Raw genomic sequence first — 14,531 nt, 5'->3', positions numbered from 1 at the left:
CCCGGACGCTCAGCTCCACGCCCGCGCGCCGACCAGCATGCCGGTTTGCGTGCGCGCGTCCCACCAGATCACGCGCAGGAGCGGCGCTTGTTGCGCGATCAGCAGCGCCTGTACCGGATCGCTCTCGATGAAATGCGTGACGCCGCCGCGCAATGCGGCCGCGGCCTTATGGGCCGCGCTGCCGGCGGGACTTTCGTCGTGCGTGTGGGGCGTGCGCATCACCAGTTGCAGATGACCGAAGCCGTGCCGCGCGAGCCACCTTTCGGTGCGCGCGCGATCCAGTTCCGGCCGGCCGGTGATGATTGTGCGAACCTGCTGCAAGTCGATGTCCGGTAGCTCCTCGAATGGCAGCAGCGCATCGCGTTCGGCGAGCGCGGCGGCCAGATCCTCGTCGTAACGCGCGAGCGGCACGTCGGGCAGCAGAATGCCGTCGAGGTCGATCGCATACGTGGCGTATTCGTGATCGTCCGCCATCGCGGGCGCCGCGCCTGACTCGACGCGCGCCCAATCGTCGCGATAACGCTCGGTGTACGCCTGGCGCTCCCACGGAAACAACGCGAAGTAGCCGCGCGCGTCGATCGCGTAGTCGGGTTGCGTGCGGCTCAGATCGTCCACGGCGCCGGTCAGCGTCCTGACCACGAGGCCCCGCTGCTGAAGAAACGCGATGCAATCGGTCAACGTGAAGCCGCGCCCCGCGATGTCCTCGCACAGCAGCACGGTCGAGCCCGCGGGCGGGATCGGCAGCGTCGAATCCCAGGCCACCGCGCGCGCCTGGCGGTCGTAGCGCAGGAAGGCGACCGGTGTGCCGACAGCATGCGAGACCATCAGCGCGAGCGGCGCCCCGCCGCGCAGAATGCCGATCGCCATCGTGAAGCGCTCCGCCAGCAAGGCTGGCTGCAGCGATTCGATCCAGTGATCGAGTTGTTCGTACGTCAGGGGCAAAACCGGCTTGTTCATGACTCGTAGGGCGTCGCGTGGCGCGTAGGGGGCGAGCGTCTCTGGCACGGGAGCGGCAAGCGGTGCGCGCGGCCGCGGCTCCTCGTTTTTGAGACAAAGAATTTTGGCGATATTATGCATGCGGTTCGGAGATCGCGCGTCGGGGGTGACGCGCGGCACGCCGAGGCGCGACGCGAGAGCGCGGCCGGCGCAAAGGGCTGGAGGCCAAGGGGCGGCGGCCCCGGCAACAGACCGGGCCGGCGGCTATCAGGCCGCCCGCAAGAAAATAGATAACGGAATAAAAAGCAGATGATCAAGTCGACCGCCAGGGTCAGTGACAGAAAACGCGCAGTAATGGGCGCACGGTTGGCGGCGGGCCTGATCCTCGCGCTGGCGGCGTGCGGCGCGCAGGCTCAGTCGGAGCCGTCATCCTTATCGCTCGACGTGCAAGGCAAGATCGGCAAGACCACCGATGCCGCGCGCAAGACCTATCACTTCAGCGAGGCGCAACTGCTCGCGCTGCCGGTCCACGCAATCACGACCTCGACCACCTGGACGCCGCGTTCCACCTTCACAGGGCCGCTGCTGGCGGATATTCTGAAGACAGCTGGCGCGTATGGCAGCCAGGTCGAGATCCATACGCTCGACGACTATACCTACACCATTCCGGTGGCGGACTGCGATCGCTACGGCGTGGTCGTCGCGTACAGCATGAACGGCCGGCGTCTGAAGATCAGCGACTTCGGGCCGCTGTTCCTTATCTATCCGCGCGATGCGTTCCCGGATGAACTCAAGGGCGCCTCGGGCGATTCGAAATTCGTATGGCAGATCAAAGCCCTCATCGTCAAATAATGCGCCGACCGTGGCGCCGTGCGCTCTACGTGCTGATCTGGCTGACCGCGCTCGCGGCGCCGGTCGGCGCGATTGGCTATCTGTTGTACGCGAATCTGCTCAACCCGCGCGCTACCGAACAGTTGACCGGCTCTTACGACGGCTTCTACTGGGACGCCGCGCAACTGCAAATCGCCTACGCGCGCTTCGAGAACCAGTTGCTGCTGTATCAGTCGGGCGTCGACGACGACTATCAGCGGCTGATGCTGCGTTACCAGTTGCTGCAATCCAAGCTTCATGTGATGGCCGGCTCGACGCGCCGGTTGACCAGCCAGCTCTCGCTGCTGCAACGGCAACTGGACGAAATCCATTCGCTCGATCAGCTGCTGGGCGGCATCGAACCTGAAGTCGACGCGCTGCCGAACGACCGCAGCCAGGCCAACCGGATCGTCGCGCAACTGCGTCAGCACTGGAACGAGGTCAACGATCTCGCGCTGAGCCGCCGTTTCGCCGACGTCGCCGATCGCGAAGCGATGAACCGCGATTTCATCGACAAGCGCCGCATGCTGTTCGCGGGCGGCATGTTGCTGCTGTTGCTGTCGGCGGCGGCGACGCTGCTGCTCGTGTTGAACGGACGGCGCCGGACGCGCCTGATGCATCAACAGCACGCGGCGCTCGAAGCGGAGCACCAGGCGAGCCGCGCCGCGCGCGAAGCCAGTCACGCCAAGGACGCGTTTCTCGGCATGATCAGCCACGAACTGCGCACGCCGCTGCATGCGATCGTGTCGTCGATCGAATTGCTGGGCTTCAACTATCACTCCGAGGCGGACCGCAAGGTGATCCAGCGGCTCGAAACCGCGGCGCGGCATCTGGAAGCGCAGATGAAAGACCTGACCGACTACGCGCGCCTCGGCGCGGGCAAGCTCGAGTTGCGTCACGAGCATTTCGAGCCGCGCGAGCTGCTGGCGTCGATCGTCGATGAGCACGCGATGTCGGCCGCCGCGCGCGGTCTGCAATTGGAGAGCGAGGCGAGCGGCATGAGCGGCCTCGTCGATTCCGACCCGCACCGCATCCGCCAGATCGTCAACAACCTCGTCACCAACGCGATCCGCTACACCGAAACCGGCACGGTGCGCGTGCAGTTGCGGCAGCGGCCGGCGCTGCTGATTTTCGTCGTCAGCGATACGGGGCCGGGTGTGCCGCATGCGCAGATTCCGCTCATCTTCCAGGAGTTCACCCAACTGGATGCGTCGCCCACGCGCCGGTTCGAAGGCGCGGGCATGGGGCTGACCATTGTGCAAGGGCTGGTCAAACTGTTCGGCGGCGCCGTCGAGGTGGCGAGCAAAGTCGGCGAGGGCACGACCTTCACCGTGACGATTCCGGTCATGCCGGTGGCGGCAGCCCAGCCGCCGGACGTGGCGGCGCGCGCCGAGCCGGGCGGCGCGCGTCCGTGCGTGCTGATCGTCGACGACAACCGCCTGATTCGCGAGTCGCTCAGCGAAATGGTCGCGCACATGAATTTCGACGCGCACGCCGTCGCCAATGCCGACGATGCGCTCGCCTGGCTCGACGCGCGCCGCTGCGACGTGGTGTTGCTCGATCTGCATATGCCCGAGCGCGACGGCTATGCGTTTCTCGCGGACTTCGCCGCGCGGGGCGGCCCGTCCGCCGGTGTACCGGTGATCGTGGTCAGCGCGTATGCGCCGGAGGTGAGCGTGACGGGAGAAGAAGCCGGCTCGCAGCCGTTCTTCGACGCGTTATTAAAGCCGGTACATTACGAGGAGCTTCGCAGCGCGTTGCAGCGGGCTTTGGCTTCGCGGCATACGGTGTGATGCGAAGCGTGGACGGCTGGCCAAGGAGGGCATCAACCTGAGCCCAAGCCTTCGGCCGTTTTGCCGGCGCGGATAGATCCGCTTAAGGCCGGTTCAGCCGCTTCGACAGATCGGCGACCAGGATCGCCATGCGCGCGGGCTTTTCATAGCATGCGACGTCGTAAGTGCGGATCACCTGGCTGATCTCCGATTCGCTGGCCTTGCCGGTCAGCAATTCGCCGGTCAGCACGAAGATGGGCGCGTCGGGATTTTCCGACGCGCGTACCGCGCGAATCGCGGCCGCCGACGTCTGCGAGCCGAACAACCAGTCGATCACGACGCCGTCGAACACCTGGGTTTGCAGTTGGTCGGCAAAGGCCGCGAGTCCGTAGATCGCCACCGCCGCGAAACCGCTGCGCTCCAGATAGTCACGCAGGTTGTCGGCGCTGGCCTGGTCGTCGTCGACCACGGCAATGGTCGGCTTGTCGGTTTCGGCGCGGCGCGGATAGATCTCGATCTTGTGGACTTCGTACGCGCTTTGGTAAAGCGTGCCGTCGTGGCGCGCCACGCGCCATTGACCGAGCCGGGAGTACGCGACGAATTCCGGGCGGCTGCCCGCCTCGAGCGCGGCGCCGACCCAGGCCGTGCAGGCCAGTTCGATCGCGCCGATGCTGAACACGGCTTCCTGGGCGATCGCGCCGACCATGCCGGGATCGAGCGATTGCGCGCCGAACAGCTGGGCTGCCGGTTCGCCGAACACCTCGGCGACCTTCTTGATCTGCGAGAGGGTCCACGGGCTGTTGCCGCGCAACTTGCGGTGCCCCTGTGAAAAACTCAGATCGAGGATGCGGCACAGTTCCGTGGTCTGCTGGCGTTTGCCGATTCCGTGCCGGCTCATCAACTCGCGCACGCGCTCGGCGACTGCGATGGAGTCAGGTGAGTTTGTTTCGTTGGCCATACTGCGTGAGAATCCGCCGTCTTAAAGGGTACTGGGGAGTGCGATACGACAGGCGCAGCGCGACCATGCGCATGCAATGCGCAAAGATGCGGCGACGCAGGGGACAGCAAATGTACCGTAAAAAGTATCGCAGTCTGTAGTTTTGTATGACCGCCGCCTGGCCCGTGAGTGCGAGAGTCGGAACGGACCGGTTTGGCGATCTTTTATGCACTGAGCATCAATGTATTTTACCGATGAAACCGAGCCGCATCTGCAGAGAAATATGTCACGCGATGCCAGCCGCGCGAAACGCCTAGCCGGCAGGCATGGTGCCGAGCTTCGCCGCCGAGCTTTTCAGGCCTTTGAAAATCCGCTCGGCAACCTTGGACGGAAAGCGTTCGGGCAATTCCGCCGAGACCCGCTCGATCACGCCGGGCGTCTGTTCGATCAGCCGCTGGATCAGCGGTTCCGCGTCCGCGCCGTACGAGCATTTCAGCGCCATGGTGTTGAAGTGGCGCCGCTGCACGTCGCGAAACGCGTCGTGCTTGTTGCGCGACCACATGCCCATGGCGAGCCGCGCCTTGAACCATGACCACTGGTTCGGGCCGCTGCCTTCCACTGGCCAGATCGACATCACGTCGTAAAGCGGCGTGAGGCGGAAGTGGCCTCCCGCCAGCAGGCGAATGCTGAAGTTCTTGGCGTGGCCGTCCGGCGCCGCCAGCATCCAGAACAGAATCTGGCTCGTGAGCAGCGTCTCGATGTCCTGCCGCGCCTCGACCGATTGCTGCAGAATCCGCGCGAGGTCGAGCACGCCCGGGCCGCCTTCGTTTTCGTATTTGCGATGCGACGGCACGCCGTACACCTGGCAGAAGTCTTCCTGCGGCAGGCGCAACAGCCATTGCCCGCTCGAATGCATTTGCCGGTCGAAGCGCTCGACGCTCAGCACCCGCTGCTTGCCGAACGTCATGATCTCCGTGTTCGCGACCGGCAGGCCGTAGGCGTGCAGAATCCGCAGACAGAGCCACTCGTTTTCAACCGAGGTGCTGAGATCGGCGAGCTTGTTGCCGACCAGTCCGAGCGGCAGCTTGAAAATGTGCGTGGTGGGCGTGGCGCCATGCGGCCGCTGCCACTTGCCGTCGTGCCACAGCAGCGCGGTTTTCTCCTGCGCGCCGGCGAGCGAGACGCGGAAATCATCCGTCTCGTCGGGCGCGCCGAGCGCGGGGTTGCTGACCGTGCGCGCCAGCATGGCCTCGATCTCGGCGTCCGTGAGCGGCGTGCCCTCGATCCGTTCGACGCCTTGCGGCGCGTCGTCTTCGGCGAGCAACTGGACGGCGCCCACGCAATCGCGGCCGATGGCTTGCAGCAGATCGAACGCATCGAGCGTCTCGGTCTGGTAGCGTTGGCCGATGCGCTTTCTGATCGCCTCGCTGTCGGGCAGCAGATTGTCGAAATAGTTGAGGACGCGCGGGCCTTTTTGCGCCAGATTGCCCGGCGTGAACGGCAGCGACAGCGACAGCGGCCGTCCCGCGGGCGAGGCGACCCACGCGGGATCGTAGGCGAACTCCATGGGCCCGCGAGCGGGCAGGCGCCAGACGCCGACGCGCTCGCCGTTGGCCCATACCGAAAGCGCGCGTGTGTGAGTTTGGCGGCCCATGCTCACCACTCGATCAACGGCGCCGGGCCCGGTAGCGCCTGGCTCTTGTCGCGCAACTGCAATTGCAGGCCGTAGACGCCGCACAAGGCCAGCAATTGTGCGAGGGTGAGGGCGGCGGCGTCGGTTTCGAAGGCCGAAATGCGGCTCTGGCTGACGCCGATGCGCGCGGCGGCCTCGGCCTGCGTGAGGCCGGCTTGCCGTCGGCTGGCAGCAAGCAGCTGGGCCATCTGGTCCGGCGTGGCGATGAGGTGGAGCATGGCAGATTATCCGTGACACGAATAAATGCATTTTATGCGTCACACGAATATTCGTCAAATATTCGTGTGACGCATATTTTACCAATATCTGTTTGGCGAATAAAATGCGGATATTCGTGTGGCGAATAATCGGTGTAAGTCACGTGAGAGCCCCCGTGCAAGCGCTTCGAGGCGCTTGTACCGCTGGCCTCCAAGGCGCTGCGGCATTGCGAACAACCGGGCCGCCTGCGAAGATTATGCCCACACTTAACACCTGGCCGTCCGATGACCACGACTTACCCGCTGCACGCGAACCTCACTTCCGCCGACCAGGTGTTCCCAAAACGTGCCGATGTGGTGATCGCCGGCGCCGGCATCATGGGCTGCGCGGCCGCCTACTATCTCGCGCGCCGTGGCCTTTCGGTAGTGGTGCTCGACAAATCGCGGATCGCCGGGCAGCAGTCGTCGCGGGCGTGGGGATTCGTGCGCCAGCAGGGCCGTGAATCCGCCGAAGTGCCACTGATGATGGCCGGCATCCCGCTGTGGAAAAAACTCGAGAGCGAACTGAATTTCGATCTCGAATGGCGTCAGGGCGGCTGTCTGTACGTGGCGACCGGCGAGGAGGACTGGGCCTCGTTCCAGCAATGGATGGATGTCGCGCGTCAGCACGGGCTCGATACGCGCACGCTCGATCGCAAGCAGATCGACACGGTCGTGACGGGAATGCACGGTCCCGCGCTCGGCGGCCTCTATACGCCGAGCGACGGCCAGGCGGAACCGCGCCGCGCCGCGGCCGCTTTCGCGGCGCGGGCGGCGCAAGCCGGCGCGCTGTTTTTCGAAGGCTGCGGCGTGATCGGCGTAGAGCGCGCGGGCGGCGCGATTGCCGGCGTGGTCACCGAGCGCGGCACGCTGCGCACCTCGCGCTTTATCTGCGCGGCCGGCGCCAGCAGCTGGCGTCTGCTCAAAACGCTCGGGCTCGAACTGCCGCAGCAGGCAGTGCGCGGCACCTGCATGCGCACCAATCCGCTGCCGCGCATCACCGCGTCGACGTTCTGGGGCCACGGCCTCGGCGTGCGGCAGCGGGCGAACGGCGCGATCAATCTCGCCGACGACATGCAGGTCGACGTCGACATGACGCTCGGCCATTTCCGCGCGCTCAAGTGGTTCTTGCCGGAGTTGTGGACGCAGTGCGAGAAGTTCAGCTTCCATCTGAACGGCGCGAGCCTGCGTGATCTGCGCGAGCGTTTGCCGGGCGGCGTGCCGAAACACGAGCGTGTGCTGCATCCGCGCGATCCGCATCCGCAGCCGAACGTGGGCCATGGGCCGCGTGCGTTGAAAAAACTGCGCGCCTTGTTCCCCGCGTTGAAAGACGCGCAGGTGGTCGAATCGTGGGCTGGCCTGATCGATGTGCTGCCCGACGGTATTCCGGTGATCGACGCGCCGCCGCAGGTCCGCGGGTTGACGATCGCCACCGGCTTTTGCGGCCACGGTTTCGCGATGGGGCCGATCGTCGGCAAACTGCTCGCGGAATTGAACGATGGCGGCCAGGCGTCGCTCGATCTGTCGGCGTTCCGTTTGCAGCGTTTCTTCGACGGCACGATGCAACGGCCTCGCAGCATGCTGTAAAAAACGCGCCTCTCAATCCACGTTGAAACACCACCCATGAACGAACCGATTCTGCGCCACGCCGACGTGCCGTACTACACGCAGTGGGGCAGTCCCGAATGGGTTGGCCGGATCGTCGAGCAGCACGGCGACCCGTGCGCCGATCCCGGCTGGCAGCGCAGCGGCTTTTCCGATCCCGAGCGTTACCGCTTCTGGGCCAAACGCCTGTGCGGCCTGACGTGCCTCGAGTCGGCGCTCGACTATTGGCGTATCGACCACGCTCCGCGCGCCGCGCTGCTCGACGAAGCATTGCGGCACGGCGTGTATCGCATGCGCGAGGATGGCGGCGTCGACGGTTTGATCTACCGGCCGTTTGCCGATTGGGTGGCCGGCGCGTTCGGCGTTCAGGTCGACGTGCTGCCGCAGGCGTCCATCGAAGACATGGCCGCGCGCCTGAACGCCAAGACGCTGGCGATCGTCTCCGTGAGTCCCGAAATCCGCTATCCCGAGCAGCCCAATCAGCGGCGCGGCGGCCATCTGATCCTGCTGCACGGACGCGGCCGCGATGGCGTGTGGTTTCACAATCCCTCGGGCATCGCGCCGCATCAGGCCGATGTGTATCTGCCGTTCGAAACCATCGCGCGTTTCTACGCGGGGCGCGGCATGACGCTGAGCCGGATCGCGCGCTAGGCGCGGCGGGCCGGACATCCGGTGAGCGCGACGATCGGGCCCGTTTTCTGCTGGATGGCCCGTACCGACTTCTGCGATACCGGATCCGCCATGAATCGAACCTACGCCCTGCTTGCTGCCAGCTTGATTGGTCTGGGCTGCCCTGCCTCGGCGGACGCCGCCAGCCGCGACGATCAGGCCAAGGCCTGCCGCGGCGACGCCATGCATTTCTGCGCCGCCGACATTCCCAACGAAGACAAGATCACCGCCTGCATGAAGCAGCACGTCGATGAACTCAGCCCGGCGTGCCGCGCGATGTTCAAGGGCGGCAAGAAGGGCGGCGACAAAGACACGTCGCAGTGAGGTCACCCGCCGCCTCGAAACTTACCGTCCTGCTTTCCCGCTCCGGCCCCACGGCGCGCCCGGCGTCGTAGAATCGCTTGTCCTCGACTCCCGGAGCCGCCGCGTGCCTGATTCGCCCAAGCCGGAGCCACGTCTGCCGCGCTTCCGTCTGCCGCGCCGCGCCCGCACGCCCTGGCAGGCGCCGCGCGCGCGCACGTTGTTCACGCGGCCTGCAGCGTCGCCGCAGCGCATGCTGCTGCATCGCGTCTATCTGGTGGTCGGCCTGTGCGTGCTCGCCTTCGCCGTGCTCTATCTCGATCGGGACGGCTTGCGCGACGCTAACCGCAAAGTCCTGGGGATCGTCGATCTGATGTACTTCACGATGGTGACGGTGGCTACCGTCGGTTACGGCGACATCGTGCCGGTGACCGCACGCGCACGCCTGATCGACGCCTTTTTCATCGTGCCGATCCGCATCATCATCTGGTTCGTGTTTCTCGGCACCGCCTATCAGTTCGTCATTCAACGCGTCATCGAGGAATTCCGCATGAAACGCCTGCAAAAGCAGTTGCGCGATCACGTCGTGATCTGCGGCTACGGATTGAGCGGTTCGGTCGCCGTGCGCGAGTTGCTTGAAAGCGGTTTCGCAGCGGAATCGATCGTGGTGATCGATCCGCAGCAGGCGGCGCTCGAAGCGGCTACGGCGCTGGGCGTCGCCGGCCTGCTCGGCGATCCGTCGCGCGAAGATCTGTTGCAGCAGGCGCAGGTGCAGATCGCCCGCGCGGTCATCATCGCCGTCACCGACGACGCCACCGCGATCCTGCTCACGCTGAGCGTGCGCAACGTCGCGCCGCAGACCAAGATCGTCGTGCGGATTCGGGAGCAGACCTATCAGCGCCAGTTGCGCCAAGCCGGGGCGGACGTGATCGTCTCGTCGACCAAGATTGGCGGCTTGCTGCTCGCCGACGCGGTCGACAGCGAATACATCGTGCCCTTCGTGAACGACCTGTTGTCGGCACGCGGCCGCGTCAACCTGGTCGAACGTCCGCCGACGCCGCGGGAAATCGGCCGCTGGAGCAATGCGCTGCCGGGCGCGGTGGTGGTGGGTCTCGTACGCGCGGGGCGCGTGCTGTCGTTTTACGAAGACGAGCCGTGTCCGATCGAGGCGGGCGATCTGCTGATGGTGATTCAATCGTCGCGTCAGCCGAGCGAAACGCCCGCCGCCTGCTAACCCATTCGAACTCAACCAACTGCCAAGGACTGGAACGACCTGCCCATGACTCACCCGACCACGCAGACTTTCGACGCCGCCGCGACCACGCGGCTGATTCCCTATGCCGCGCTCGTCGAGGCACTCAAGCGCGCGACGATCGACTACGCGCAGCAGCGCATCGCGAGTCCCGAACGGCTCGTCGTGCCGCTCAACGAAGGCGGCATCATGCTGTCGATGCCCGCCACCGCGCCCGATCTCGCGATTCATAAACTGGTCAACGTGTGCCCGGCCAACCGCGCGCGCGGCCTGCCGACCATCCATGGCAAAGTGATGGCGTTCGACGCCGACACCGGCGAGACGCTCTTCATTCTCGATGGCCCGACGGTGACGGGACGCCGCACGGCGGCGATCTCGATGCTGGGCATCGACACCTTCGCCGCCGCCGCGCCGCGCGAATTCCTGTTGATCGGCACCGGCACGCAGGCGCTCAACCATCTCGAAGCGATCGGCGAACTGTTTCCCGACGCGCGCGTGTGGGTGAAGGGCAGTGCGCCCGCGCGCGCCGAGGCGTTTTGCGCCACGCATCAGGGCAAGACGCGCGACCTGCAACCGCTGACGCAACCCGGTGCCACCATCCCCGAATCGGTCGATGTGGTGGTTGCGCTGACCACTAGCAGACAGCCCGTCTACGACGAAGCGGCACGCGCGGAGCGCCTCGTGATCGGCGTCGGCGCATTCACGCCGGCCATGGTGGAAATCGGCGCGCACACCCTCGGCGGCAGCGCGCTTTTCGTCGACGATGAAGCCGGCGCGCGCCATGAGGCCGGCGACTTCATTCAGGCGGGTGTGGACTGGGCTCAGGTCGGCGGCATCGCCTCGGTGCTCGACAATGCAGCGCTATTGCCGCAAAAAAGACCGATCGTATTTAAAAGCGTCGGCTGTGCGGCGTGGGATCTGGCGGCGTGCCGCGTGGCGCGCGAGGCGTTGTCAGGTGGTTGAAGGCCTGGCGAAAAAGCTTGCGTGAAAGGCTCGCGTGAACGGCGGGCGGGCGTGCTTCGCAGAAGCAATCCAACAGAAGAAGGCCTGTCCGCGAAAAACGAAAAAGGTCTTGAAAACAGGCCTTTACCGCGCCAGGTTGGCATATTGCGCTAACCCGAGGCACATGTTGCCGTGCAAACAATCTGAAAACGTTGCACCATAGGCGTCTGCCAGAAAACGTGCCGGTCCGCCGGCACGGCGCTGCTGCCGCTTTTTTCTGCCCGTTGACCGACGCCTTATCCATCACGACGCTGCGACCGCGCTATGACGACCCACCACACTTCTGCCACTCCCGACCTGCCGCTCGACATGATCATTTTCGGCGGCACCGGCGATCTGTCGTTTCGCAAGCTGCTGCCCGCGCTCTACATGGCGCATCTGCACTGCAATCTGCCGCCGGACACCCGCATTCTCACGATCGGCCGCAAGCCCTGGTCGCGTGAGGAGTACATCAACGAATTCATGGAACTGAAGGCGAAGCCCTTCATCGAGAAGAAAGCATTCGATGCCGGCGCCTGGGACAAATTTCTCGCGCTGTTCGAATACGTGCGCATGGACGTCGACTCTGTCGAGGACTACCACCGCCTGAAAGAAGCGTCGCGTGAAGGCGTGCGCCGCGTGTTCTATCTGGCGACGTCGCCGGATCTGTTCACGAATATCTGCGACAACCTCGCTGCAGCCGGATTGATCGACGCCAACTCGCGCGTCGTGCTCGAGAAGCCGCTGGGTCACGATCTGGCCTCCGCGCAGGAAATCAACACGGCGGTCGGCAAGCACTTCAATGAAGCGCAGATCTACCGGATCGACCACTACCTCGGCAAGGAGACCGTGCAGAACCTGATGGTGCTGCGCTTCGGCAATCCGATTTTCGGCCCGTTGTGGCAGGCGCCGTATATCAAGAGCGTGCAGATCACGGTGGCGGAAACGGTCGGCGTGGGCAGCCGCGCGGGCTTTTACGATAAAACCGGCGCGCTGCGCGACATGGTGCAGAACCACTTGCTGCAATTGCTGTGCATCGTCGCAATGGAGCCGCCCGTGTCGCTCGACCCGGACGCGGTCCGCGACGAAAAGCTCAAGGTGCTGCGTTCGCTGCGGCCCATGACGCCCGAGGACATCGCGCGCGATACCGTGCGTGGCCAGTACACCGCCGGCGCCGTGGACGGCGAGGCAGTGAAGGGTTATCAGGAAGAAGACAACGTGCCGGCGGGCAGCCGCGCCGAAACTTTCGTCGCATTGCGCGCGCATATCAACAACTGGCGTTGGGCGCACGTGCCGTTTTTTCTGCGCACTGGCAAGCGGATGCAGAAGAAGGTGTCGGAGATCGTCATAGAATTTTCCGAGCTGCCTTTCTCGATCATCCCGAACGGGAATAGCGGGCGCAACTACGGCAACCGGCTCGTGATCCAGCTGCAGCCTGAGGAGTCGATCCAGTTGCAGGTGCTCGCGAAGGAGCCGGGCAGCGGCATGCACATGTTGCCGGTGAATCTGAATCTGGATTTGCAGCAGGCGTTCACTGAGCGCCGAGCGGAAGCGTATGAGCGTTTGCTGATCGATGTGATTCGCGGACGTCTCACGCACTTCATGCGCCGCGACGAACTCGAGGCGGCATGGGCGTGGGCCGAGCCGATTCTGGCAGGCTGGAGCAAATCGGGCGACAAGCCGCGTAGCTATACGGCGGGCACGTTCGGGCCGGCTGCATCCACGGCGCTGATGGCTCGCGAAAATGCCGTGTGGGCGGAAGAGTCGCAATAAGCTTCACTTCAGCGTCAAATCTAAATGGCCCGCGAATGTGAAACGTTTCGACAAGCCGAATTTTTTCAATTTCCATGTCGATCTGTTGACACGGCCGGTGCCGGTGACGCTACCTGACTGACACGTTTTTTCCACTGCGCTGCGCGCCTGCAACCCGCCTCAGGCGGCATGCAGACCGCGCAGCAATTGACGGACGCGCGAGAGATCCTGATCGACGTGCTCCGCTTTCTCGAACAATTCCGCCAGCCAGTCCACGAACGCGCGCACGCGCGGCGATACGCGGCGATTCTTCACGTAGGCAACCGAGACTGGCATTGGCACGGGCTTCCATTGCGGCAGGACTTCGCGCAATAGTCCCGAGTCGAGATACGGTTGCGCGGCGATCCGCGCCGGCTGGATGAGACCGAGGCCCTGCAGGCCGCAGGTGAGGTAGGCCTGTTCGTCGCTGACCTTGACGAAGCCTTTTACCTTGACGTTTTGCGCTTCGCCGTCCACTTCGAAATCGAAGTCCACTTCGCGGCCGTTGTGCGGCGACATGCAATTGACAGCCACGTGTCCACGCAAATCGTCGAGGTCCGCGGTCGCGCCGTGGCGGGCCAGGTAGGCCGGACTCGCACACGTCACGTGTTCGAGGGTGCCGAGTTGGCGCGCGACCAGATTCGAATCCGGCAATTCGCCGAGCTGGATGCTGCAGTCGATGGCTTCGGTGATCAGATCGACGGTGCGGTTGCTGATGCCTATCGCAAGGTCGAGGTTAGGGTAGCGCGTGTGAAAGTCGTCCAGGGCCGGCAGGACGATGGCGCTCGCCACGGCGCCTGGCATTTCGATACGCAGACGGCCGGTGAGATTATCCGTGGCGTGACGGATGCTGGCTTCCATTTCGTCGATGTCGGCGAGAATTTGCGAGCAACGTTCGTAGTAGGCCGCGCCTTCGGGTGTGACACTCAGGCGCCGCGTTGTGCGGGCCAGCAGGACGGTGCCTAGCAGGGCTTCCAGATTCTGAACGATGGTGGTCGCCGTGGCGCGAGGAATGTTTAATGATTCCGCTGCGCGGGTGAAGCTGTTGGTGTCCACGATTCGGATGAATGTGCGCATTGCAGTTATTCTGTCAATCACGGTTTCATGCTCCAGTCGGGGGTTTTGAGATTCTGGCGGGTTCTATTGCCTGCGCGGCGGTTCTGGTTGTGGTCTTTGGGGTGTTGTTGGCCTTTCCTTGATTTCTTAGTGGTCTATTAGCGTTGCCCCTGTGCGGGGCGGCACCTACTTTCTTTGCCGCCGCAAAGAAAGTAGGCAAAGAAAGCGGCTTCACACCGCCAGCTCATAAGCGGGTCCCTCGCGCAGCCACGGTAAGTGGTGCATCTGGAATCCGTGTTCTCGCGCATTCCGCGTGAGTGACAAGGCCGTCATACTTCCCGCCTCGCGCTTCGCGCTCGTCGGAGCGGTCCGCGTATAAACAGTGGATTCGTTTGGGCGTGGTGGGGGCGGCTTCGCCTCGGCCACATGCCGA

The 14,531-nt window shown here is 64.5% G+C and carries 13 protein-coding genes; 8 read left to right on the top strand and 5 right to left on the bottom strand.

The window, feature by feature from the left end:
- Positions 1-9 precede the first annotated feature (9 nt).
- Complete coding sequence (locus RI103_RS27270; RefSeq protein WP_310815582.1) at positions 10-957, bottom strand: phosphoribosyltransferase; 948 nt, start codon at positions 955-957, stop codon at positions 10-12.
- 288 nt (positions 958-1,245) lie between these two features.
- Here RI103_RS27270 and RI103_RS27265 point away from each other — a divergent pair, with 288 nt between their 5' ends.
- Together RI103_RS27265 and RI103_RS27260 are read left to right on the top strand one after the other, a co-directional pair.
- Positions 1,246-1,788, top strand: a complete 543-nt coding sequence (locus tag RI103_RS27265) for a molybdopterin-dependent oxidoreductase (RefSeq protein ID WP_409076993.1) — start codon at positions 1,246-1,248, stop codon at positions 1,786-1,788.
- Positions 1,758-3,599: an ATP-binding protein gene (locus RI103_RS27260; RefSeq protein WP_310815580.1), complete on the top strand. Its 1,842-nt coding sequence runs from the start codon at positions 1,758-1,760 to the stop codon at positions 3,597-3,599. The genes RI103_RS27265 and RI103_RS27260 overlap by 31 nt, the downstream gene beginning before the upstream one ends.
- A gap of 82 nt (positions 3,600-3,681) precedes the next feature.
- On the opposite strand, the gene RI103_RS27255 is transcribed toward RI103_RS27260, so the two are convergent.
- From RI103_RS27255 to RI103_RS27245, 3 genes are all read right to left on the bottom strand, one after another.
- A complete protein-coding gene (locus tag RI103_RS27255) occupies positions 3,682-4,536 on the bottom strand; it encodes a helix-turn-helix domain-containing protein (protein WP_310815579.1) in 855 nt (284 codons plus the stop codon).
- A gap of 292 nt (positions 4,537-4,828) precedes the next feature.
- Complete coding sequence (locus tag RI103_RS27250; protein ID WP_310815578.1) at positions 4,829-6,169, bottom strand: type II toxin-antitoxin system HipA family toxin; 1,341 nt, start codon at positions 6,167-6,169, stop codon at positions 4,829-4,831.
- 2 nt (positions 6,170-6,171) lie between these two features.
- Positions 6,172-6,426: a helix-turn-helix transcriptional regulator gene (locus tag RI103_RS27245; RefSeq protein WP_310815576.1), complete on the bottom strand. Its 255-nt coding sequence runs from the start codon at positions 6,424-6,426 to the stop codon at positions 6,172-6,174.
- 264 nt (positions 6,427-6,690) lie between these two features.
- On the opposite strand from RI103_RS27245, the gene RI103_RS27240 reads away from it, so the two are divergent.
- The 6 genes from RI103_RS27240 to zwf all read left to right on the top strand — a co-directional run bounded on the left by RI103_RS27240 (position 6,691) and on the right by zwf (position 13,024).
- Positions 6,691-8,031 carry an FAD-binding oxidoreductase gene (locus RI103_RS27240; protein WP_310815574.1) on the top strand — a complete coding sequence of 447 codons (1,341 nt, stop codon included), beginning with the start codon at positions 6,691-6,693 and terminating at the stop codon, positions 8,029-8,031.
- Positions 8,032-8,067: 36 nt separating this feature from the next.
- A complete protein-coding gene (locus tag RI103_RS27235; RefSeq protein ID WP_310815573.1) occupies positions 8,068-8,700 on the top strand; it encodes a C39 family peptidase in 633 nt (210 codons plus the stop codon).
- Between the two features lie 90 nt (positions 8,701-8,790).
- On the top strand, positions 8,791-9,042 hold the full coding sequence (locus RI103_RS27230) for a hypothetical protein (protein WP_310815572.1): 252 nt from the start codon (positions 8,791-8,793) through the stop codon (positions 9,040-9,042).
- Positions 9,043-9,145: 103 nt separating this feature from the next.
- The gene (locus RI103_RS27225) at positions 9,146-10,252 is read left to right on the top strand and encodes a potassium channel family protein (RefSeq protein ID WP_310815571.1); all 1,107 of its coding nucleotides are present in this window, start codon (positions 9,146-9,148) and stop codon (positions 10,250-10,252) included.
- Positions 10,253-10,297: 45 nt separating this feature from the next.
- A complete protein-coding gene (gene lhpI / locus RI103_RS27220; protein ID WP_310815570.1) occupies positions 10,298-11,233 on the top strand; it encodes a bifunctional Delta(1)-pyrroline-2-carboxylate/Delta(1)-piperideine-2-carboxylate reductase in 936 nt (311 codons plus the stop codon).
- A 303-nt stretch (positions 11,234-11,536) separates the two neighbouring features.
- Positions 11,537-13,024, top strand: a complete 1,488-nt coding sequence (gene zwf / locus RI103_RS27215; RefSeq protein ID WP_310815569.1) for a glucose-6-phosphate dehydrogenase — start codon at positions 11,537-11,539, stop codon at positions 13,022-13,024.
- 159 nt (positions 13,025-13,183) lie between these two features.
- Here zwf and RI103_RS27210 read toward each other — a convergent pair whose 3' ends face one another.
- Positions 13,184-14,140 (bottom strand): LysR family transcriptional regulator, encoded by a 957-nt coding sequence (locus RI103_RS27210; RefSeq protein ID WP_310815568.1) that lies wholly within the window; start codon positions 14,138-14,140, stop codon positions 13,184-13,186.
- Positions 14,141-14,531: the final 391 nt, after the last annotated feature.

The sequence above is a fragment of the Paraburkholderia sp. FT54 genome (assembly GCF_031585635.1).
Classification (GTDB): Bacteria; Pseudomonadota; Gammaproteobacteria; order Burkholderiales; family Burkholderiaceae; genus Paraburkholderia.
This window is presented reverse-complemented; position numbering and strand designations above follow the sequence as displayed.

Bases quoted from the DNA above. Each gene is read 5' to 3' on its own strand.
- zwf (WP_310815569.1), top strand. From the start codon at position 11,537: ATGACGACCCACCACACTTCTGCCACTCCCGACCTGCCGCTCGACATG.
- RI103_RS27245 (WP_310815576.1), bottom strand. From the start codon at position 6,426: ATGCTCCACCTCATCGCCACGCCGGACCAGATGGCCCAGCTGCTTGCT.
- RI103_RS27255 (WP_310815579.1), bottom strand. From the start codon at position 4,536: ATGGCCAACGAAACAAACTCACCTGACTCCATCGCAGTCGCCGAGCGC.
- RI103_RS27260 (WP_310815580.1), top strand. From the start codon at position 1,758: ATGGCAGATCAAAGCCCTCATCGTCAAATAATGCGCCGACCGTGGCGC.
- RI103_RS27270 (WP_310815582.1), bottom strand. From the start codon at position 957: ATGAACAAGCCGGTTTTGCCCCTGACGTACGAACAACTCGATCACTGG.
- RI103_RS27250 (WP_310815578.1), bottom strand. From the start codon at position 6,169: ATGGGCCGCCAAACTCACACACGCGCGCTTTCGGTATGGGCCAACGGC.
- RI103_RS27235 (WP_310815573.1), top strand. From the start codon at position 8,068: ATGAACGAACCGATTCTGCGCCACGCCGACGTGCCGTACTACACGCAG.
- RI103_RS27230 (WP_310815572.1), top strand. From the start codon at position 8,791: ATGAATCGAACCTACGCCCTGCTTGCTGCCAGCTTGATTGGTCTGGGC.
- RI103_RS27240 (WP_310815574.1), top strand. From the start codon at position 6,691: ATGACCACGACTTACCCGCTGCACGCGAACCTCACTTCCGCCGACCAG.
- RI103_RS27265 (WP_409076993.1), top strand. From the start codon at position 1,246: ATGATCAAGTCGACCGCCAGGGTCAGTGACAGAAAACGCGCAGTAATG.
- lhpI (WP_310815570.1), top strand. From the start codon at position 10,298: ATGACTCACCCGACCACGCAGACTTTCGACGCCGCCGCGACCACGCGG.